Here is a 19,539-nt window from a genome sequence, read left to right as displayed (position 1 = left end):
TCGTGACTCAGATGTCCGTGGGTAGATGGGATAATGAACCCCATGACCACAGGTGCCGACACTTCTGCCAACGTCTCCTCTGACTCCGGCGACGACATCGTCGACAGCCCCGACTCAACCGACATCTCCCAGGCGGCCGCCCACGGACGCGCATTCGACACCGCCCGGGCACGTGCCAAGGAACTGGCGCTGGAGATCGAGGAGCACCGCGAGCGCTACTACGTCAAGGACGCCCCGACCGTCTCCGATGCCGAGTTCGACACGCTCATGCGCGAACTCGAAGACATCGAAGACCGCTTCCCCGAACTCCGGGACCCGGACTCGCCGACCCAGCATGTCGGCGGCGGCGTCGACACCGAGCTGTTCGCCGAGGTCGTCCACGCCGAGCGCATGTACAGCCTCGACAACGCCTTCTCCCGTGAAGAGCTCGACGACTGGGCCGCCCGCGTGAACCGCGGTCTGGGCCGCAAACCGGCCCGCTACCTGTGCGAACTCAAGATCGACGGGCTGGCGGTCAACCTCACCTATGAGCACGGCCGCCTCGTCCGCGCTGCCACCCGCGGCGACGGGCACACCGGTGAGGACATCACCGCCAATGTCCGCACCATCGCCGACATCCCCGCCCGGCTCGCCGGCACCGGCCACCCGGCCCGCGTCGACATCCGCGGCGAGGTGTTCATCCCCGTCGAAGCGTTCCGGCAGCTCAACGAAGCCCTCGTCGAAGCAGGCAAGAACCCGTTCGCCAACCCGCGCAACTCGGCAGCCGGGTCGCTGCGGCAGAAGGACCCGCAGGTCACCGCGCAGCGCCCGCTGCACATGCTCGTCCACGGCATCGCCGCCTGGCAGCCCGAAGAGGGCGGCGAAGGAGCCGAGGCGCCGAGCCAGTCGGAGGTCTACGCGCAACTGAAGACGTGGGGGCTGCCGACCAGCGAGTACTTCCAGGTCGTGACGTCGATGGACGAGGTCCATGACTACATCGACTACTACGGCGAGCACCGCCACGACGTGCTGCACGAGATCGACGGCGTCGTCGTCAAAGTCGACGAGCTCGATGAGCAGTACGAACTCGGCTTCACCTCCCGCGCCCCGCGCTGGGCGATGGCCTTCAAGTACCCGCCGGAGGAGGTGACAACGAAGCTGCTCGACATCCGCGTCAACGTCGGCCGCACCGGCCGCGTCACCCCGTACGCCGTGATGGAACCGGTGCTGGTGGCCGGCTCGACAGTGGAGAAGGCGACCCTGCACAACGCCCACGAGGTCAAGCGCAAAGGCGTGCTCATCGGCGACACCGTCGTGCTGCGCAAGGCAGGCGACGTCATCCCCGAGATCCTCGGACCCGTCACCGCCGCCCGCACCGGCGACGAGCACGCCTTCGTCATGCCGACCCACTGCCCGGACTGCGGCACCGAGCTGTATGAGCAGAAGGAAGGCGACAAGGACCTGCGCTGCCCCAACAGCCGCACCTGCCCAGCCCAGGTCGCCAACCGCGTCGAATACCTCGCCTCCCGGGCGGCCCTTGACATCGAGGCCCTCGGCGAGGAGGCAGCCAACGCGCTCACCCGCCCGCCGGAGGGCCAGCCGCCGCTGGCCAATGAGGCCGGCCTGTTCGACCTGAGCGCCGAGGACCTCGCCGAGGTCAAGGTCTGGCAGGACAAGCGCGGCAAGGACGCAGCCGAAGGCGAGAAGGAGCTCGTCCCGTACTTCTACACCAAGGACGGCAGCAAGCCGCGGGCGAACACCGAGCGGATGCTCGAGCAGATCGCCGCAGCCAAGGACCGCCCGCTGTGGCGGGTGCTCGTGGCCCTGTCGATCCGCCACGTCGGCCCCGTCGCCGCCCGCGCCCTGGCCGATCACTTCCGGTCGATGGACAAGATCCGCGCCGCCTCGATCGAGGAGCTCTCCGAGATCGACGGCGTCGGGCCGGTCATCGCCGAGTCCTTGCACGACTGGTTCACCGTCGACTGGCATGCAGCGATCGTCGACGCCTGGGCAACCGCCGGGGTGCGGATGGAGGACGAGGCGCCGGAGGACTCCGGACGCCCGCAGACCCTGGCCGGGCTCACGATCGTGGCAACCGGCTCACTGCACAACTACACCCGCGACTCGATCAAGGAGACGATCATCGCCGCCGGCGGCAAGGCGGCCGGCTCGGTGTCGAAGAATACCGACTACGTCATCGCCGGAGACAACGCCGGCTCGAAGCTGACGAAGGCCGAGGACCTCGGCGTGCCGGTCCTCGATGAGGAGGCGTTCGAGAAGCTGCTGGCCGCCGGGCCCGAGGCGGTGGCCGACTGACCTGCGTGCCGTTCCTGCCGGATGGAATCCGGACATCGTGCCGAATTCCTGCACCTGCCTGGCCCCCGCAAGCTTCGGCGATGAGCGCCTCGTCTTCGGTCACCAGCTGGTCCTCGCAGAACCGGACGACTGCCGATCACGCTGCCGTGTCACTGCGCTCAGCCGGTGGAGGGCGTTCATCCTCCTCGGCCATGTTCGCCCTTCCGCGCCGCCAGGGTTCCACGGTGCATCTGATCGATGCCGGCCTTGAGCTTCCTGACGGCCGCTCGCAGCGGGAACCGCCTTCGGAGGAGGCTGTCCCGATGCCTGTTGCCGGGCTAGCGGTCTGCGCCGCGCCTGGGAACGTCTCCCGGCCAGTCTGGCTAGACTGCGGCCATGAACGACACTCCCCGCACCCAGCCCACCCCGTCGGCCAGCCCGCTCGTCACCCCCGAGGAGCTGCGCGACTTCGCCACCCGGTTCTCTGCCTTCGTCGACACCATGGCCGAGCACAGCACTGCCGGCAACCCTGCAACCCCGAGCTTCCGCGCGCTGCTGAGCGACCACCTCGGCGGCCCGGCCGAAGAGTTCGAAGCTGTCGCCAAGCGGTTCCCCGTCTGGCGCTACGCCGACCTCGACATCGGCATCGAAGCCGTGCTCGGTGACGAGCGCACCGTCCACGGCATCAACACCGATGAGGACTCCTTCGACTTCACCGAACTCATCGCCAACCGGTACGACAACTTCTTCCCCGGTGCCGTGCAGTACGAGTCGGTACCCACCGGCCCCGAGGCGCGCCGCCGGGTCGCTTCGGAGGCGGTGTCCCTCTTCGAACGCGACGGCCAGCCGATGGCGCTGCTGCAGGCTCGCTCCGGTGATTTCGGTGAGCTCGTCTCCTACGTCTCGATCCTCTCCGGCGATGACATCGCCGCCGAAGAAGTGCTCACCGAGATCGCGGAGGCGATGAACGCCCGCTCGACCCTGCGTGGGCAGGTCGTGACCTTCGGGGGAGGAGCCTTCGGCGAGGCCTCCCAGGCTGTGCAGTTCCATCCTCGCCCGCAGATCGCAGCCGACCAGGTGATCCTGCCGGAAGACACGCTGAAGCGGATCCGTCGCCACGTGCTCGGCATCTCCGAGATGGCGAAGCAGTTGCAGGCCGCCGGCCAGCACCTCAAACGCGGCATCCTGCTCTACGGCCCTCCCGGCACCGGCAAGACCCACACCGTCCGCCACCTCACCGGACTGGCCACCGGCAGCACCGTCATCATGCTCTCTGGGGAGAGCCTGCAGGCGATCAGCCTTGCCGCTGAGACCGCCCGCGCCCTGCAGCCGGCGATCGTGGTGCTTGAGGACTGCGACCTCGTCGCCGAGTCCCGTGACTTCTCCGAAGGCGCCCGGCCGCTGCTCTTCGAAGTCCTCGATGCCCTCGACGGACTGGCCGGTGACGCTGATGTCGCCTTTGTCCTCACGACCAATCGGGCCGAGGCCCTCGAAGAGGCGCTCGTGCAGCGGCCGGGCCGCATCGACTTGGCTGTCGAGATCCCGCGTCCGGATACGGCAGCCCGCCGTGCCCTGTTCGAGCTGTACTCCCAGCAGCTGAGCTTCACCCCGGCCGCCCTCGACGAGGCCGCCGCGCGCACCGAGGGAGTCACCGCCTCCTTCGTCAAGGAAGCCGTGCGCCGCTCTGTGGTGCTCGCCGCCCTCGATGGGCAGAAGGCAGAAGATGCGTCGCTGCTGGCAGCGGTCGCTGAGCTGCGCGGGGATGAGGAGCGCCTGACTGCCTCACTGCTGGCAAGCGGCAGCGACGGTGAGGACTTCGACGTCGACGGGTTCGGCGAAGGCGACCTCGACTACTGAGGTCTCCGGTTCTCGCGGCCTCGGCGCCGTCGGCTGCTCACGCTGGACTCGCCGCGCCGCACGGTGCGCCATCGGCGGACGGCGATGACGAGTGCGGCGATGAGGGACACGAGAGCCAGGCCCCAGAACACCGCTGCCAGATCGTGCAGCCCCGGTGCGAAGACGAGCGCCAGGCTGCCGATCGCCAGCAGGAGCAGGGCGATGATCCATCTCGACGCCTGCGGGATTCTCATTCGTCCTCCACTCGCTCGGTGATGCCTCGACGCTAGGAGCCGTCGCCGGCTTCTGGCAACCCCCGCCCGCTATCACGGACCGTTCTGCCTACGGTTCAGCGGAGACCCAGCCGGGACGAAGCCGGCCACCAACTGCCGGTGCCAGACTGGAGGCATGTGGACTCTCGTACGCCTGGTCATCGGCTCGGCACTCGTCTCCGGCATCGTCTTCGGCGCCGGCCACGTCACCCGGCTGATCGACACGCAGGCACTTCCCGACACCCCTGCCATCGCCGTCCAGGAAGCGACAGCCGAACTCGACGAGAACAGCGACACCCTGCGGGCTGCCATCGCCGAGGCCGGACGCACCGCAGCACCGGAAGCCGCCTACCTGCCCACCGCCTCGGGCCAGGAGACCCGGCCCACCCGCAAGGACGACGACGATGACGACGACACCCCCTCCTCGGGCACGGCCACGAGCAGGCACACCGGTGACGCCGCACTGCCAGCCGACAGCGCGCAGGCGCGGGTGAACGGGCTGGCCGCCGACCTCAGCCGGGCAGTGGCCAACGGCCACGCCACCCCCGCGGCCGCAGAGCGGTTCCTCACCGAAGTCGCCGGCTACATCCGCAACGAATCGGCTGCCTGACCGAGGCAGAGCGTTGGCACCCGCAGGTGGCCAGGCGCCGGTTAGACTCGTCTGTGACACGAACGCGAACAATGAAGGGGTGACGATGTCGCAGACATCCGCGATCACCGCCGCTGAGGTCAGCCACCTGGCCGACCTCGCCCGGATCGCCCTGACCGATGAGGAGCAGGCCGCACTCACCGGCGACCTCAACGCCATTCTCTCCAGCGTGGCCGCCGTCCAGGAGGTCGCCACCGACGAGGTGCCGGCCACCAGCCACCCGATTCCGCTGAGCAACGTCATGCGCCCGGACACCGTCGGCGAGACGCTCACTGCCGACGAGGCGCTCTCCGGCGCCCCGGCCAGTGAAGACGGCAAGTTCCTCGTCCCGCAGATCCTCGGGGAGGACTGATGGCAGATCTCACGCGCCTGAGCGCGCTCGACCTCGCCGCCGGCATGCGGGCCGGCGACTACACCTCGACCGAGGTCACCCAGGCCCACCTCGACCGGATCGGTGCCGTCGATGAGACCATCGGCGCCTTCATCACCGTCACCGCCGATGCCGCCCTGGCCACCGCCGCTGACGTCGACCGACGCCGGGCCGCAGGTGAGACCCTGCACCCGCTGGCCGGTGTGCCGGTCGCGCACAAGGACCTCATCGTCACCGAGGGCGTGGCGACGACGGCCGCCTCGAAGATGCTCGAAGGCTGGGTGCCGCCGTACTCGGGCACCGTCTACCGCCACACCCAGGAAGCGGGCATGCCGCTTTTGGGCAAGACGAACCTCGATGAGTTCGCCATGGGTGCGACCACCGAGAACTCCGCCTTCGGTCCGACGGCCAACCCGTGGGATACCACGAAGGTCCCCGGCGGCTCCTCCGGCGGTGCCGCGGCAGCGCTGGCCGCCTATGAGGCGCCGCTGTCCGTCGGCACTGACACGGGTGGTTCCGTCCGCCAGCCGGCCGCCTTCACCGGCACCGTCGGCGTCAAGCCGACCTACGGCTCGGTCTCCCGCTATGGAGTCATCGCGATGGCCTCCAGCCTCGACCAGGTCGGCCCGATGGGCCGCACCGTCGCCGACGCCGCCGCCCTGCACGAAGTGCTCGCCGGCCACGACCCGCACGACTCGACCTCGCTGCGGGACCAGGCGACCGGCTTCCTCGCCGCCGCTGAGGCCGGGGCTGCTTCTGGCAGCCTGTCCGGCAAGCGCCTGGGTGTCATCCGCCAGCTCACCGGCGAGGGGGTCGAACCCGGCGTGCAGGCCGCTTTCGACGAGGCGCTGCGGATCGCCGCAGCTGCCGGGGCTGAGATCGTCGACATCGACTGCCCGAGCTTCGCCTACGCCGTTGAGGCCTACTACCTCATCATGCCCTCGGAGGTGTCCTCGAACCTCGCCCGCTACGACGGCATGCGCTTCGGCCTGCGGGTCGAGCCCGAGGAGGGCCCGGTCACCGCGGAGACTGTCATGGCCGCCACGCGCGCCGCCGGATTCGGCGCGGAGGTCAAGCGCCGCATCATCCTCGGCACCTATGCGCTCTCGGCCGGCTACTACGACGCCTACTACGGTTCGGCCCAGAAGGTCCGCACACTGGTCCAGCGCGACTTGGCCAAGGCCTTCGAGACTGCCGATGTGCTCGTCTCGCCGACCGCTCCGACGACGGCCTTCGACCTGGGCGCTGCCAAGGAGATGGACCCGATGTCGCTGTACCTCGGCGACGTCGCGACCATCCCGGCCAACCTCGCCGGCGTGCCGGGCATGAGCGTGCCGGCCGGTGTGGCCGACGGGCTGCCGGTGGGCTTCCAGCTGCTCGCCCCGGCCCGTGAGGATGTGCGCCTGTATGAGATCGGCGCCGGCATCGAGGCTGCCGTCAACGACACTCGCGGGGCTGGCGTGCTCGCCGCCGCGCCGGAACTGTGAGGACGTGAGATGAAGTACGAAGACGCCATCAAGAAGTACGACCCGGTGCTCGGCATCGAGGTCCACGTCGAACTCGGCACCGCCACGAAGATGTTCGACGCCGCCCCCAACAGCTTCGGAGTCGGCGCGAACGAGAACGTGACCCCGGTCTCGCTCGGCTTGCCCGGCGCGCTGCCGGTGGTGAATGAGACCGGGGTCGAGTACGCGATCAAGATCGGCCTGGCCCTCGGCTGCGACATCGCCGAGTCCTGCCGGTTCGCCCGGAAGAACTACTTCTACCCGGACCTGGCGAAGAACTTCCAGACCTCCCAGTACGACGAGCCTATCGCCTTCGACGGCTCCCTGGAGGTCGAGCTCGAAGACGGCGAGCTCATCACCGTCGACATCGAACGCGCCCACATGGAGGAGGACGCCGGCAAGAACACCCACGTCGGCGGCTCGGGCCGCATCCACGGCGCGGAGTACTCGCTGGTCGACTACAACCGCGCCGGCGTGCCGCTCGTCGAGATCGTCACCCGCCCCATCACCGGCACCGGGGAGCGCGCTCCCGAGGTGGCGGCCGCCTATGTGCGCACCCTGCGCGACATCTTCCGCGCCCTCGGCGTCTCCGAGGCCCGGATGGAGCAGGGCAATGTGCGTGCCGACATCAACGTCTCGCTGCGCGAATCGCCCGACGCACCGCTGGGCACCCGCACAGAGACGAAGAACGTCAACTCCTTCCGCTCGATCGAGCGCGCGGTCCGCTACGAGATCGCCCGCCAGGCCACTGTGCTCGAAGCCGGTGAGCAGGTGCTGCAGGAGACCCGCCATTTCCATGAGGAGACCGGCGAGACATCCTCGGGACGTGTGAAGTCCGATTCGGATGACTACCGCTACTTCCCGGAACCGGACCTCGTGCCCGTCGAGCCGTCGCGCGACTGGGTCGAGCAGCTGCGCGCCGACCTGCCGGAGCTGCCGGCAGCCAAGCGCCGCCGCCTGCTTGAGGCGTGGGGCTTCTCCGAACTGGAGATGCGCGATGTCATCAACGCAGGCCTGCTCGACGTCATCGAAGAGACTGTCGCTGCCGGTGCCGAGCCGGCCGCCGCACGCAAGTGGTGGACCGGTGAGATCGCACGTGCAGCCAAGCAGGAGGACGCCGAGGTCACGACTCTCGTCACTGCAGCCCATGTCGCCGAGCTGGCAGGCCTGGTCAAGGCCGGCAAGCTCAACGACAAGCTCGCCCGCAAGGCGCTCGCCGGCGTCATCGACGGCAAGGGCAGCCCGACCGAGGTGATGGAGGCCGAGGGACTGGAGATCGTTCAGGACGACGGCGCGCTCGAAGCCGCCGTCGATGACGCGATCGCGGCGAACCCGGATGTCGTCGAGAAGATCAAGGGCGGCAAGATGCAGGCGATCGGCGCCCTCATGGGCCCGATCATGAAGGCCACCCGCGGCCAGGCCGATGCCGGCAAGGCCCGCGAAATGATCATGGCCAAGATCAACAGCTGACCTGCCCAGCCAGGGGCTGATACACCACACGCGCCCGCAGCGGACCCCAGTTCGCTGCGGGCGCGTGCGTGTTGTCGACATCTGCGTTCAGAGAAGCCTCAGACCGGCGGCGTACACTGTCGGCAACCTCGCCCGCCTGCTCACCGGAGGAGTGCAGATGGCCACGATCTCGTGGAAGTCCCTGTGGGAGCGCAGCTGTGCCGGCACGCTGCCGACCTACCGGATTCTGGTGCCCGATTCTGTTTCCGAGAACGTCCGCAACGTCTGGCGCGCACGCAGCTACCGCGTTGACGCCACCGAACCGAGCCCCCAGCTCGTCACCGCCGGGATGTCACGCAACCTCATCCGCTCGCGGGTGAAGTTCGCAGCTGCCACCACCGCTGGCGCGATCGCGACGGGAATCGCCGCTCTGCCGACGGTGCTCATCAGCGTTTTCGACTCCGTGCCTGAAGGCGGCGTCATCACCACCGGCATCATCGGCACGATCTCCGCTGCCGGTGCAGGCTATACCGGCTGGAAGTACCGCAAGGATCCGCGCCGGCTCGACCGCAAGGCCAAGGAATCGGCAAGCGGCGCGGAGTGGATCACTCCTGAGCGCCTCGGCTGGGTACCGGGACTGACGAAGGGCCAGGACACCGACGAGCAGCGGTTGTTCCACCTGACTGTCGTGACGGCGCAGAAGATCGCCCGGACACGTGCGTGGACGCACCCGATTATGCAGGACCACGTCTCCCGCGTCGATCTCGATCACGCGGTCGCCTCGATCGGACGTCGTCTCGTCGAACTCGGCGAGATCCGCGCTGAGCTTGAGCAGATGCGCCAGACCAACTTCAACGCCGGCGGCGGCATGCCTGCCGACCCGTCGACCGACAAACAGATCGTCGCCTACCTGCGACAGCTCACCCGCGCGTTCTCGTCCATGGTCGACCGGGTGCTGGCACTCAACGCCTACTATGAGCGGCTGCGCAAACTCGACCAGCAACTGCTCATGCTCGACCAGACCGAACGCTCACGCGAGATCGGTTCGCGCGTGCTCGACGTCATCTCCCGTACCGCCGATGACGAGAATGCCGACTGGCGTCTGCAGGAACTCAACATCGAAGCCGAAGCACACGCCGAGTCGATCAATGAGCTGCTGCGCGAACTGACAGTCACCGCTGAAGGCTTCGACGACCTCGACGAACTGGATTCGAAGATCGCCCGCGCCCAGAAGCAGGTCGACGAGCAGCTCGGCCTGAACCGGGCAGGGGAGCAGCTCGGTCAGAACCGCGAGCAGCGCCACCTGTCCTGACCGGCGGTTGTGCTGTTTGTGTCGACTCGACGATCGTCGATTCTGCACGAAACGCACATCGGGCCGGCGCAGGTCAGTATCCGCGGTTCAGCTCAGTGCCCGAACGGATCCTCATCGGTGCCAGGCAGCCAGGACAGACCCGGTTCGGTATAGCCGAACTCGCGCTGCGCTCGCTTCCACTTCTTCGACCACTTCTTATCGAGCCGGTCGACGTACAGGGTGCCCTGGAGGTGGTCGTATTCGTGCTGCATGATCCGGGCGAACCAGCCCTGGACCGTCAGCGACACCGGTTCACCGGTGCCATCGACACCGTTGATCGTGACCTTGTGGGCGCGCTTGAGCGGGAAGTCCAGAGCAGGCACCGACAGGCAGCCTTCCGATTCGTCCTCGATGCTCGGACGCCCGTCGGGGATCTTCGAGGCGGCGAGGATCGGGTTGACGAACACGCCGCGCCGGCGCACACCGGCGACCACATCATCGGCGTCGTAGACGAAGATCTGCTTGCCCACCCCGATCTGCGGAGCCGCCAGGCCGACCCCGTTTGAGGCGGCCAGGGTCTCGAACATGTCATCGATGAGCTCGGCGAGCTCAGCATCGAAGGAATCGATCTTCTCGGCTTTGCGGTGCAGCACCGGCTCACCGCAGACGACGATGGGATGAATGGTCATGACACCTGAGTCTAGCGCCCGGTCGGGTCCGGGCGGACCCAGCACGGACGTGATGTGCGTCCGCGCCCCCGGACAGGATTACCAGTTGACCCGCTGCCGGAATAAGCTGAGACCCAACGCGGTTGAGCGCAGTAGAACTGCCTCCCGCAGTCATCAGCAGCTGAAGCCATTGGCTGGTGTGTGAGCGAAGGGCTCAGCGCTTGCAGCTGTCCTGCTCTTCGCTGTCGACGTAATCCTCTCTGCTGAGTCGAGCCACGGCTCAGCCCAGACGTGCGAATCGAAAGGACACGCCCGTGAACATCTATTCCAATATTTCTGAGCTGGTCGGACGGACACCGCTCGTACGACTCAACAAGGCCAGCGAGCGCAGCGGCGCGGAAATCGTTGGAAAGCTCGAGTTCTACAATCCGGCGAACTCGGTCAAGGACCGCATCGGCGTCGCGATGATCGATGCGGCTGAGAAGTCCGGCGAGCTGCGCCCCGGTGGCACGATCGTCGAAGGCACCAGCGGCAACACCGGTATCGCGCTGGCCATGGTCGGCGCAGCCCGCGGATACAAGGTCATCCTCACGATGCCCGAATCGATGTCGAAGGAACGCCGCGCGCTGCTGCGCGCTTTCGGTGCCGAACTCGTCCTCACCCCGAAGGAGGAGGGCATGAAGGGCGCCGTCGCCAAGGCTGAGGAGATCGGCAAGCAGGACAACACCGTGCTGGCTCGCCAGTTCGACAACCCAGCCAATCCGCAGATCCACCGCGAAACCACTGCCGAGGAGATCCTCGCCGACACCGACGGCCAGGTCGATGCCTTCGTCGCCGGAATCGGCACCGGCGGCACCATCACCGGTGTGGGCGAGGTGCTGCGCAAGCACAACCCGGATGTCACGATCGCCGCCGTCGAACCGGCCGCCTCGCCGCTGCTGAGCGAAGGCACCGCCGGACCACACAAGATCCAGGGCATCGGCGCGAACTTCGTGCCCACCGTGCTCGACACCGAGATCTACGACGAGGTCTTCGCCATCGACGATGACGAGGCGATGGAGAAGGCCCGCCAGGTCGCCCGCGAAGAGGGCATCCTCGTCGGCATCTCCTCCGGCGCCGCCGTCGCGGCCGCCGAGAAGCTCGGCTCGCGTCCGGAGTTCTCCGGCAAGCGCATCGTCGTCATCATCCCCAGCTTCGGTGAACGCTACCTGTCGACCCCGCTCTACGCGGACTACATGGACTGATCGGCACATGTCAGCACTGCGACGACTCGCTCTCGGCGCGGCGGCCGCCTCGGCCGCCGCGCTCGGAGCCGCCTATGCCAGCAATCCTGTATTCCGCCAGACCCTGCGCGAGGATCTCGACACCGCCAAGCGCCGTGACCCGGCTGCCCGCAACGACCTCGTCACGCTCATCAGCTACCCGGGCCTGCATGCCATCTGGGCCCACCGCGGCATCCACAAGCTGTGGCAGCACGAAGCCGGAAAAGTCCCGGCCCGCCTGCTGTCCCAGGCGGTGCGCACGCTCACTGGCGTGGAGATCCACCCCGGGGCCACGATCGGCCGGCGCTTCTTCATCGACCACGCCAACGGCGTCGTCATCGGCGAGACCGCCGAGATCGGCGACGACGTCATGCTCTATCACCAGGTCACCCTCGGCGGGGCGACGATGGAGCAGGTCAAGCGGCACCCGACCATCGGCGACAACGTCATGGTGGGCGCGGGTGCGAAGATCATCGGTCCGGTCACCGTCGGCTCGGGCTCCTCGGTGGGAGCGAACGCCGTCGTCGTCAAGGACGTCCCGGAAGGTTCGACGGCCGTCGGCATCCCCGCGACGATCCGACAACCCCGCGACGGCCGACAAGCCAATGAGTGGAAGCTCGAAGATCCTGCCCTGTGGATCTGATGGGGAAGCCGGAACGTCACCTCGCCGGCTGAACGCCCGCCTCCTATCGGCTGGCTCACGCCCAATGGCCTGAGCCGGCTCACAGGACAGTCGGACTGCACTCACGACCATGTGCGCACAAGACGGGTGGCGCCTGTCCATCCCGTGGTGACCACACTCGTCCATGGTGACCACACTCACGGCTTTGCGCTTTCTCAGCCTGGGCGATCCCGCTGCGTATCGACCCGGGGTCAGCATCATCACTGCTTTCGCCTCTGAGTGAACCGCCAAGGGCCGGCGTCAGGCGCATCCGGGACTCGGCTGACAGCTTCCGCAGTCGCCATCGTAGTCCTCTTCACAGCACCGCGCCCGAGGCGGTTGCGGCTCCTGCTCCGCACCCACAGCGTGATCATTGTCACTGTGTGCGAGCTGCCGGCTTCGAACATCTCGCCGATGCTCTCGCCGCACCGTGTGCGAGGGGAGCGGCCTCAGCATGGAATATCCGGCCGGGGAACGGTGTTACGCTAGTAGTAATTGAAAGTTAAATCAGCAGGGGTAGGTGAGCGCCGTGGAAATCGGCATCTTCTCGATCGGCGACGTCACACCGGACCCGCACACCGGTCAGGCGCCGAGCGAACACCAGCGGATCATGAACATGATCGAACTGGCGACCACCGCTGAGCAGGCAGGACTCGACACCTTCGCCGTCGGCGAGCACCACAATCCGCCCTTCGTCGCCCCCGGCACCCCGCCGGTGCTGCTGGCCCACATCGCCGCGCGCACGACCACGCTGCGGCTGTCGACGGCGACCTCGCTCATCACCACCAACGACCTTGTCAACATGGCTGAGGACTACGCGATGGCCCAGCACCTGTCTGCCGGTCGGCTCTCGCTCATGATGGGCCGGGGCAACACCGGGCCGGTCTACCCGTGGTTCGGCAAGGACATCCGCCAGGGCATCCCGCTGGCGGTGGAGAACTACAACCTGCTCCACCGGCTGTGGCGGGAGAAGAACATCTCATGGCAGGGCAAGTTCCGCAGCCCGCTGGAGGGCTACACCGTCACACCGTTCCCGCTCGACGACGTGCCGCCGTTCGTGTGGCACGGCTCGATCCGGTCCCCGGAGATCGCCGAGCAGGCCGCCTACTACGGCGACGGCTTCTTCCACAACAACATCTTCTGGCCCGAATCCCACACCGCCCGGATGGTCAACCTCTACCGGCAGCGCTACGCCCACTATGGCCACGGCGCCGCCGAACAGGCCTTCGTGGGCCTCGGCGGGCAGGTGTTCATGGATGAGAAGTCCCAGGACGCCGTGAAGTTCTTCCGCCCGTACTTCGACAACGCCCCGGTCTACGGCCACGGCCCTTCCCTGGAGGACTTCACCGCCCAGACGCCGCTGACCGTCGGGTCCCCGCAGCAGGTCATCGAACGCTATCTCGGCATGCGCGAATGGGCCGGGGACTTCCAGCGGCTGCTCTTCCTCGTCGACCACGCCGGCCTGCCCCATGACGTCGTGCTGCGCCAGGTCGAGGTCCTCGGCACCGAGGTCGCCCCGGTCATCCGCCGCGAGATGGACGCCGCCCGCCCGGCCGATGTGCCCGACTCACCGACCCACGACTGGCTCGTCGCACGCCACCGCGCCGGGAACGACCCGGTGCCCGGCGGCCGGCAGAGCGCCACCGCAGAGGAGGATACCGATGTTTGAGATCGTCACTGTCGCCGCCGGCCTGAGCGAGGACTCGACGACCTCGCGGCTGGCCGCCCGGCTCGCCGCCGCCACTGCCTCGGCGCTGGAGACTACCGCGCCTGAGGTGACGGTCACTGAGATCAATCTGCGCACGCTGGCTAAGGAGATGGTCACGATAACCGTCTCCGGACTGCCCTCGCCGGCCCTGGAGGACGCCTTCGCCGCTGTGCAGCGGGCCGATGCGCTCATCACCGTCGCTCCGATCTACAACAGTCAGCCGGTGGGTCTGCAGACGCTGTTCTTCCAGCTCATCGATGATGCCGCGCTCGCCGGCACTCCGGTGCTCATCGGTTCGACCGGCGGCACCGCCCGGCATTCGCTGGCGGCTGAGACGAGCCTGCGCCCGCTGCTGAGCTACCTCAAGGCGATCATCGTCCCGACCGCGGTATTCGCCGCCACCGACGACTGGGGTGCGGACGCCTCGGGCATGGGGGAACGCGGCGGCCTCGCCGAACGGATCACGACAGCCGGTGCCGAACTGGCCGGCCTCGTGCACGCGCTGCGCCCAGCAGCGGCAGGAGAGGAAGCGGCAGGAGAGGAAGCAGCCGGGCCCGGTCTGCCGGAATCCGAGCCCGCCCCTGGGGAAACGGAGGCACCGCAGCACGGCGGCGACCGGCAGCACGCCGGTGACCGGCCGCAGTTCGCCGCGCAGGTCGCCACGCCGGCGGTGCGCCGCGGACCGGTCGACGCACTCGACCCGAACGCCGTCACGCCGTTCGCCGAACTGCTCCGCAGCTGAGCCGCGCGCCGCTGTCAGCCGGGCGGGGAAGGATGACACAATGGCGGCATGAGCACGCAGACTGTCATGAGCGCCCAGAGCATCCGCACTATCGCCTTCCCTGACTCCGAGCTGCGCGACCGGGTCATCGCCCGGATCCCGGCTCATCAGCGCGCCAACGTCGACCTCGTCGTGTACTCCGCTGAGGAGAAGTCCGACAAGACCAGCCCGGACGACGTCGACGTCCTCATCCTGCCCTACACCGACTTCGGGCCGACGATCGAGCTGATCCCGCAGCTGGAGAACCTCAAGACGGTGCTGCTGCAGACCACCGGCTATGACCCCGTCGCCCACCTCCTCGACGAGGGCTACACCGTGGCCACGGCCTCGGGCGTGCACACCGGCGGCACCGCTGAACTCGCCGTCGCCTTAGTGCTCGCCAAGCTGCGCGGCATCGACGCAGCTGTTCGCGACATGGCCTCGCGGACTTGGAACCACCGGCGCCGGCGGTCCCTGCAGGACCGCCGGGTGCTCATCGTCGGTGTCGGGGAGATCGGCGATGCGATCGCCGCCCGGTTAGAGCCCTTCGACATCGACCTCACCCGCGTCGCCTCCCGCGCCCGCACCGATGACCGCGGTCAGGTGCATGGGCCGGACGAGCTGCCGAAGCTGCTGCCGCACGCCGAGGTCGTCATCCTCATCACCCCGCTGACCGAGGCCACCCACCACCTCGTCGACGCCGCGTTCCTCGCCCAGCTGCCGGACAACGCACTCGTCGTCAACGTCGCCCGCGGAGCCGTCGTCGACACCGATGCGCTCGTCGAGGAGCTGCGCTCCGGCCGGCTGCAGGCCGCCCTCGACGTCGTCGACCCCGAGCCGCTGCCGGAGAACCACCCGCTGTGGGGCACCCCGAACACCCTACTGACCCCGCACATCGGCGGAGACACGACCGCCTTCGAACCGCGCATCGTACAGATGCTCACCGAGCAGGTCCGCCGTATCAACGACGGGCAGCAGCCGCTCAACATCGTGAGCTGAACCGCGCGTCTGCCCACCATACGTTCCGTGCCCGAGGCGGGTCCCGCCTCGGGCACGGATGTGTCCTGGGCAAATGGGCACGGAAGTCTTGCCCAAAGCCTGAGGCGACCGGCGCCTCGGGCCCGGACCTCGCAGGATTCCAGGCGGAGTGTCCGTCATGTGGGGCACCCGGTGGCTAAATCCCGACGGCGACCTACACTGCCCTCATGAGCACAGTGAACGAGGAATCAGCAGTGGAGAACCCGCAGTCCGGCAGCGTCGCCGATCGCGTTGACATCAAGCCCCGCTCCCGCGACGTCACCGACGGCCTCGAGCGCGCCGCCGCTCGCGGCATGCTGCGCGCCGTCGGCATGGGCGATGACGACTGGGCCAAACCGCAGATCGGCGTGGCCTCGTCGTGGAACGAGATCACCCCGTGCAACCTGACGCTGGAGAAGCTGGCCGGCTTCGCCAAGGAGGGCGTGCACAACGCCGGCGGCTACCCGCTGGAGTTCGGCACCATCTCCGTCTCCGACGGCATCTCGATGGGCCATGAGGGCATGCACTACTCGCTCGTCTCGCGTGAGGTCATCACCGACTCGGTCGAGACCGTCATGTCCGCCGAGCGCCTCGACGGTTCGGTGCTGCTGGCCGGCTGCGACAAGTCGATCCCCGGCATGCTCATGGGCGCCGCCCGGCTCGGCCTGTCGAGCGTGTTCCTCTACAACGGCTCGATCATGCCCGGCACCGCGAAGCTCTCCGACGGCACCGAACGCGAAGTCACCCTCATCGACGCCTTCGAAGCCGTCGGAGCCTGCCGTGCCGGGAAGATGACCGAAGCCGATGTCGACGCCATCGAACGCGCCGTCTGCCCTGGTGAGGGTGCCTGCGGCGGCATGTACACCGCCAACACGATGGCCTCAGCCGCCGAGGCGATGGGCATGTCCCTGCCCGGCTCAGCGGCCCCGCCGGCCATCCACCGCAACCGCACGCTCTTCGCCCGCGAATCCGGCACTGCTGTGGTCAACCTGCTGCGCCAGGGCATCACCACCCGCGACATCATCACCCGCGAATCGCTGCTCAACGCGATCGCCGTGACGATGGCCTTCGGCGGCTCGACCAACGCCGTGCTGCACCTCATGGCCATCGCCCACGAGGCGAAGGTCGACCTGAGCCTCGACGACTTCAACCGCATCGGCGACAAAGTCCCGCACCTGGGCAACGTCAAGCCCTTCGGCGAATACGTCATGAACGACGTCTTCAAGATCGGCGGCGTTCCGGTCATCATGAAGGCCCTGCTCGACGCCGGACTGCTCAACGGCGACTGCATGACCGTCACCGGCAAGACAGTCGCTGAGAACCTCGCCACGATCAACCCGCCGGACCCCGACGGCAAGATCCTGCGCGCGCTGAACAACCCGATCCACGCCACCGGCGGACTCACCGTGCTCAAGGGATCGCTGGCACCGGAGCGGGCGGTCGTGAAGTCCGCCGGCTTCGACGCCGACGTCTTCGAAGGCACCGCCCGCGTCTTCGACCGCGAACAGCCGGCCATGGACGCTGTGCTGGGCGGCGAGCTGAAGAAGGGCGACGTCGTCATCATCCGCTACGAAGGCCCCAAGGGCGGGCCGGGCATGCGCGAGATGCTCGCCATCACCGGCGCGATCAAGGGCGCCGGCATAGGCAAGGACGTCCTGCTCATCACCGACGGCCGGTTCTCCGGCGGGTCGACCGGCCTGTGCATCGGCCACGTCGCCCCCGAGGCCGTCGACGGCGGGCCGATCGCCTTCGTCGAAGACGGAGACAAGATCACCGTCGACATCGCCGCCCGCAGCATCGACCTCCACGTCGACGAGGACGAGATGGCCCGCCGCCGCGAGAACTGGCAGATGCCGGAGAACCCGCGCCTGCACGGCGTGCTCGGCAAGTACGCCAAGCTCGTCCAGTCGGCCTCGGTCGGCGCCGTGACCACCTGATCGCACTGTCCTGATCGACTGCGGCACCTGCGCCGGTGCCGCGCACCCGCTCCCGACGCGGTGGCTGGAACCCAGCCACCGCCTCGGGAGCGTCTGCACCAGGGGATCGACCGGACTGCCGTGCGGGTGTGCGAAGATCAGTCGATAGAGCGCTACCTGGCGGCTTTTCCCCTCTTCATCCCTGCCTTCGCCCTTGGCGTGCTCATGGCCGTCGCAGTCTCCCGCGTCGGTGCCCGCAAACTGAGCGAACCGCGGTGGACAGTTGCCGCGTGGCTCACCTGCACAGCCTTTGTCCTGGCACTGACCCTGACCCCATCGCAGAGCGGACTCGAACGGTTCCTGACCGATGACGACACAATTCAGAGGCGCGTCTGGGCACGGTCGCTGCCCAACATCTGGGCAGTCACAACCGTCAACTGGCAGTCGATGAACCTGCTCATGTTCCTGCCCCTGGGCCTGACCAGCGGACTCTTCGTCGCAGCCGCCCACCGCTGGTCGGCACTGGTGGTGGCCATGAGCCTGTCGTTCCTCGTCGAAGTCGGCCGGTACGCGATCATGGCTCTCGGCAGATCGGTGTTCAGCTTCGCCACCGTCATCATCGGCTGGTGCGGCATCCTCGCCGGCTTCGGCCTCGCAGCGCTCATCCGCTGGGCGCTGTCCCGGCGCACGCTGCCTGCCACGCCGCGCCCATCACACACGCCCCGTCCACGATGACATCACCAGCCACCTGTGCCCAGACTGACGGTTAGATTGGTGGTATGGACACTCGCATCGCCGTCATCACCGGCGCCGGAAGCGGCATCGGCCGCGCGGTCGCCCGCACGCTCATCGCCCGCGGCTGGCACGTTGCCGCCCTCGGCCGCCGCCGCGACCGGCTGGAGGAGAGCCTCGACGGTGCGGCCGGCTGCCTGGCCATCGAAACCGATATCGCCGCTCCCGAGGCGGTGCGCGCGGCCTTCGCGCAGGTCGCTGAGACCTATGGCCGCCTCGACGTGCTCTTCAACAACGCAGGCATGTTCGGTCCCGCTGATGACGTCGGCGCAGCTGACTGGAACGAGGTGGCCCAGACGATCGACGTCAACGCCACCGGCGCGTTCTACTGCGCCAGTGCTGCCTTCGACCTCATGCGCGAACACGGCGGGCGGATCATCAACAACGGCTCGATCTCAGCGCAGGTGCCGCGCCCGCACTCGGTGGCCTATGCGATGAGCAAGCACGCGGTGGCCGGGCTGACGAAGGCCATCATCATCGACGGCCGGCCGCACCGGATCACCGCCACCCAGATCGACATCGGCAATGCCGCCACCGAGATCCTCACCAGCATCGGCACCGGCGACGGCGCCCTTCAGCCCGACGGGTCCAGGCGCGCCGAACCGAGCTTCGATCCTGAGATCGCCGGGTGGATGATCGCCGATATCGCCGAACTGCCGCTGGAGGCGACCGTCGATCAGCTGACGCTGACCGCCTCGGGTATGCCGTTCCCCGGCCGCGGCTGAGCATTCCGCCGCGCCGCTGCAACGGTCACCGCGGCAGCCCACAGCCCGCCGACGGGCAGTGAGATTGCAGCGGTGATGAGCAGAATGGTGGCGGCTGTCATCGGCCACGTCGGGCCGAGGCCGTCGAGGGTGGAGACCGGCAGGCCGAGCATCGAACCGAAGACGAACAGATAGGCCATGAGCGCTGCGAAGAGCGCGAGCGCGAGCCCGCCGAGAGCAAGCGGAGCGAAGGCGATGAGCGTGCGTCTGCGGGTCATGGTCATGGCAGCTCCTTGGGATGGCACCGGGGATGAGGTTGGCTTTCAGGCAATCTGCGGGTGGTGACATCACTGTCGGAACCGCCTGTGAAGACTGTGGGCTGCTTTCCTGGCAGCCGGCCCGCGC

The 19,539-nt window shown here is 68.0% G+C and carries 18 protein-coding genes; 15 read left to right on the top strand and 3 right to left on the bottom strand.

Annotated features, from left to right (window positions below):
• The first annotated feature begins 42 nt into the window (after positions 1-42).
• Together ligA and B4E96_RS12250 are read left to right on the top strand one after the other, a co-directional pair.
• A complete protein-coding gene (gene ligA / locus B4E96_RS12255) occupies positions 43-2,295 on the top strand; it encodes an NAD-dependent DNA ligase LigA (RefSeq protein ID WP_286957789.1) in 2,253 nt (750 codons plus the stop codon).
• A gap of 375 nt (positions 2,296-2,670) precedes the next feature.
• Positions 2,671-4,131, top strand: coding sequence for an AAA family ATPase (locus B4E96_RS12250; protein WP_286957788.1), 1,461 nt, complete (start codon positions 2,671-2,673; stop codon positions 4,129-4,131).
• Here the strand turns inward: B4E96_RS12250 and B4E96_RS12245 are convergent.
• On the bottom strand, positions 4,125-4,364 hold the full coding sequence (locus B4E96_RS12245; protein WP_286957787.1) for a hypothetical protein: 240 nt from the start codon (positions 4,362-4,364) through the stop codon (positions 4,125-4,127). The genes B4E96_RS12250 and B4E96_RS12245 overlap by 7 nt on opposite strands.
• A 154-nt stretch (positions 4,365-4,518) precedes the next feature.
• Here B4E96_RS12245 and B4E96_RS12240 point away from each other — a divergent pair, with 154 nt between their 5' ends.
• From B4E96_RS12240 to B4E96_RS12220, 5 genes are all read left to right on the top strand, one after another.
• Positions 4,519-4,992 carry a hypothetical protein gene (locus B4E96_RS12240; protein ID WP_286957785.1) on the top strand — a complete coding sequence of 158 codons (474 nt, stop codon included), beginning with the start codon at positions 4,519-4,521 and terminating at the stop codon, positions 4,990-4,992.
• 85 nt (positions 4,993-5,077) lie between these two features.
• A complete protein-coding gene (gene gatC / locus B4E96_RS12235) occupies positions 5,078-5,383 on the top strand; it encodes an Asp-tRNA(Asn)/Glu-tRNA(Gln) amidotransferase subunit GatC (RefSeq protein ID WP_165882458.1) in 306 nt (101 codons plus the stop codon).
• Complete coding sequence (gatA, locus tag B4E96_RS12230; RefSeq protein WP_286957784.1) at positions 5,383-6,888, top strand: Asp-tRNA(Asn)/Glu-tRNA(Gln) amidotransferase subunit GatA; 1,506 nt, start codon at positions 5,383-5,385, stop codon at positions 6,886-6,888. Before gatC ends, gatA begins: the two co-directional genes overlap by 1 nt.
• A 9-nt stretch (positions 6,889-6,897) precedes the next feature.
• Complete coding sequence (gatB, locus tag B4E96_RS12225) at positions 6,898-8,376, top strand: Asp-tRNA(Asn)/Glu-tRNA(Gln) amidotransferase subunit GatB (RefSeq protein ID WP_286957783.1); 1,479 nt, start codon at positions 6,898-6,900, stop codon at positions 8,374-8,376.
• A 157-nt stretch (positions 8,377-8,533) separates the two neighbouring features.
• Positions 8,534-9,667, top strand: a complete 1,134-nt coding sequence (locus B4E96_RS12220) for a hypothetical protein (RefSeq protein WP_286957782.1) — start codon at positions 8,534-8,536, stop codon at positions 9,665-9,667.
• A gap of 92 nt (positions 9,668-9,759) precedes the next feature.
• Here B4E96_RS12220 and def read toward each other — a convergent pair whose 3' ends face one another.
• Positions 9,760-10,335, bottom strand: coding sequence for a peptide deformylase (def, locus tag B4E96_RS12215; protein WP_286957781.1), 576 nt, complete (start codon positions 10,333-10,335; stop codon positions 9,760-9,762).
• 293 nt (positions 10,336-10,628) lie between these two features.
• Here def and cysK point away from each other — a divergent pair, with 293 nt between their 5' ends.
• From cysK to B4E96_RS12175, 8 genes are all read left to right on the top strand, one after another.
• Positions 10,629-11,558: a cysteine synthase A gene (cysK, locus tag B4E96_RS12210; RefSeq protein WP_170273351.1), complete on the top strand. Its 930-nt coding sequence runs from the start codon at positions 10,629-10,631 to the stop codon at positions 11,556-11,558.
• Positions 11,559-11,565: 7 nt separating this feature from the next.
• Positions 11,566-12,219, top strand: a complete 654-nt coding sequence (gene epsC, locus B4E96_RS12205; RefSeq protein ID WP_102161678.1) for a serine O-acetyltransferase EpsC — start codon at positions 11,566-11,568, stop codon at positions 12,217-12,219.
• A gap of 547 nt (positions 12,220-12,766) precedes the next feature.
• On the top strand, positions 12,767-13,906 hold the full coding sequence (locus B4E96_RS12200; RefSeq protein WP_286957858.1) for a CE1758 family FMN-dependent luciferase-like monooxygenase: 1,140 nt from the start codon (positions 12,767-12,769) through the stop codon (positions 13,904-13,906).
• Positions 13,899-14,687 carry a CE1759 family FMN reductase gene (locus tag B4E96_RS12195; protein ID WP_286957780.1) on the top strand — a complete coding sequence of 263 codons (789 nt, stop codon included), beginning with the start codon at positions 13,899-13,901 and terminating at the stop codon, positions 14,685-14,687. The genes B4E96_RS12200 and B4E96_RS12195 overlap by 8 nt, the downstream gene beginning before the upstream one ends.
• A 48-nt stretch (positions 14,688-14,735) precedes the next feature.
• Positions 14,736-15,704 (top strand): 2-hydroxyacid dehydrogenase, encoded by a 969-nt coding sequence (locus B4E96_RS12190; protein ID WP_286957779.1) that lies wholly within the window; start codon positions 14,736-14,738, stop codon positions 15,702-15,704.
• A 206-nt stretch (positions 15,705-15,910) separates the two neighbouring features.
• Positions 15,911-17,659: a dihydroxy-acid dehydratase gene (gene ilvD / locus B4E96_RS12185; protein ID WP_286957778.1), complete on the top strand. Its 1,749-nt coding sequence runs from the start codon at positions 15,911-15,913 to the stop codon at positions 17,657-17,659.
• A gap of 204 nt (positions 17,660-17,863) precedes the next feature.
• The gene (locus tag B4E96_RS12180; RefSeq protein WP_286957777.1) at positions 17,864-18,373 is read left to right on the top strand and encodes a VanZ family protein; all 510 of its coding nucleotides are present in this window, start codon (positions 17,864-17,866) and stop codon (positions 18,371-18,373) included.
• 44 nt (positions 18,374-18,417) lie between these two features.
• Complete coding sequence (locus tag B4E96_RS12175) at positions 18,418-19,155, top strand: SDR family oxidoreductase (RefSeq protein WP_165882470.1); 738 nt, start codon at positions 18,418-18,420, stop codon at positions 19,153-19,155.
• On the opposite strand, the gene B4E96_RS12170 is transcribed toward B4E96_RS12175, so the two are convergent.
• Positions 19,107-19,418 (bottom strand): hypothetical protein, encoded by a 312-nt coding sequence (locus B4E96_RS12170; protein WP_259798585.1) that lies wholly within the window; start codon positions 19,416-19,418, stop codon positions 19,107-19,109. The genes B4E96_RS12175 and B4E96_RS12170 overlap by 49 nt on opposite strands.
• Between the last annotated feature and the right edge of the window lie 121 nt (positions 19,419-19,539).

The sequence above is a fragment of the Brevibacterium sp. UBA7493 genome (assembly GCF_002479565.1).
In the GTDB taxonomy this organism is placed as follows: domain Bacteria; phylum Actinomycetota; class Actinomycetes; order Actinomycetales; family Brevibacteriaceae; genus Brevibacterium; species Brevibacterium luteolum.
The sequence above is the reverse complement of the archived record's forward strand: the minus strand, read 5'-3'. Positions and strand labels throughout refer to the sequence as shown.

Bases quoted from the DNA above. Each gene is read 5' to 3' on its own strand.
- ligA (WP_286957789.1), top strand. From the start codon at position 43: ATGACCACAGGTGCCGACACTTCTGCCAACGTCTCCTCTGACTCCGGC.
- gatB (WP_286957783.1), top strand. From the start codon at position 6,898: ATGAAGTACGAAGACGCCATCAAGAAGTACGACCCGGTGCTCGGCATC.
- gatA (WP_286957784.1), top strand. From the start codon at position 5,383: ATGGCAGATCTCACGCGCCTGAGCGCGCTCGACCTCGCCGCCGGCATG.
- B4E96_RS12170 (WP_259798585.1), bottom strand. From the start codon at position 19,418: ATGACCATGACCCGCAGACGCACGCTCATCGCCTTCGCTCCGCTTGCT.
- B4E96_RS12195 (WP_286957780.1), top strand. From the start codon at position 13,899: ATGTTTGAGATCGTCACTGTCGCCGCCGGCCTGAGCGAGGACTCGACG.
- def (WP_286957781.1), bottom strand. From the start codon at position 10,335: ATGACCATTCATCCCATCGTCGTCTGCGGTGAGCCGGTGCTGCACCGC.
- ilvD (WP_286957778.1), top strand. From the start codon at position 15,911: ATGAGCACAGTGAACGAGGAATCAGCAGTGGAGAACCCGCAGTCCGGC.
- B4E96_RS12190 (WP_286957779.1), top strand. From the start codon at position 14,736: ATGAGCACGCAGACTGTCATGAGCGCCCAGAGCATCCGCACTATCGCC.
- B4E96_RS12175 (WP_165882470.1), top strand. From the start codon at position 18,418: ATGGACACTCGCATCGCCGTCATCACCGGCGCCGGAAGCGGCATCGGC.
- B4E96_RS12245 (WP_286957787.1), bottom strand. From the start codon at position 4,364: ATGAGAATCCCGCAGGCGTCGAGATGGATCATCGCCCTGCTCCTGCTG.
- B4E96_RS12250 (WP_286957788.1), top strand. From the start codon at position 2,671: ATGAACGACACTCCCCGCACCCAGCCCACCCCGTCGGCCAGCCCGCTC.
- B4E96_RS12180 (WP_286957777.1), top strand. From the start codon at position 17,864: ATGGCCGTCGCAGTCTCCCGCGTCGGTGCCCGCAAACTGAGCGAACCG.
- B4E96_RS12220 (WP_286957782.1), top strand. From the start codon at position 8,534: ATGGCCACGATCTCGTGGAAGTCCCTGTGGGAGCGCAGCTGTGCCGGC.
- B4E96_RS12240 (WP_286957785.1), top strand. From the start codon at position 4,519: ATGTGGACTCTCGTACGCCTGGTCATCGGCTCGGCACTCGTCTCCGGC.
- epsC (WP_102161678.1), top strand. From the start codon at position 11,566: ATGTCAGCACTGCGACGACTCGCTCTCGGCGCGGCGGCCGCCTCGGCC.
- gatC (WP_165882458.1), top strand. From the start codon at position 5,078: ATGTCGCAGACATCCGCGATCACCGCCGCTGAGGTCAGCCACCTGGCC.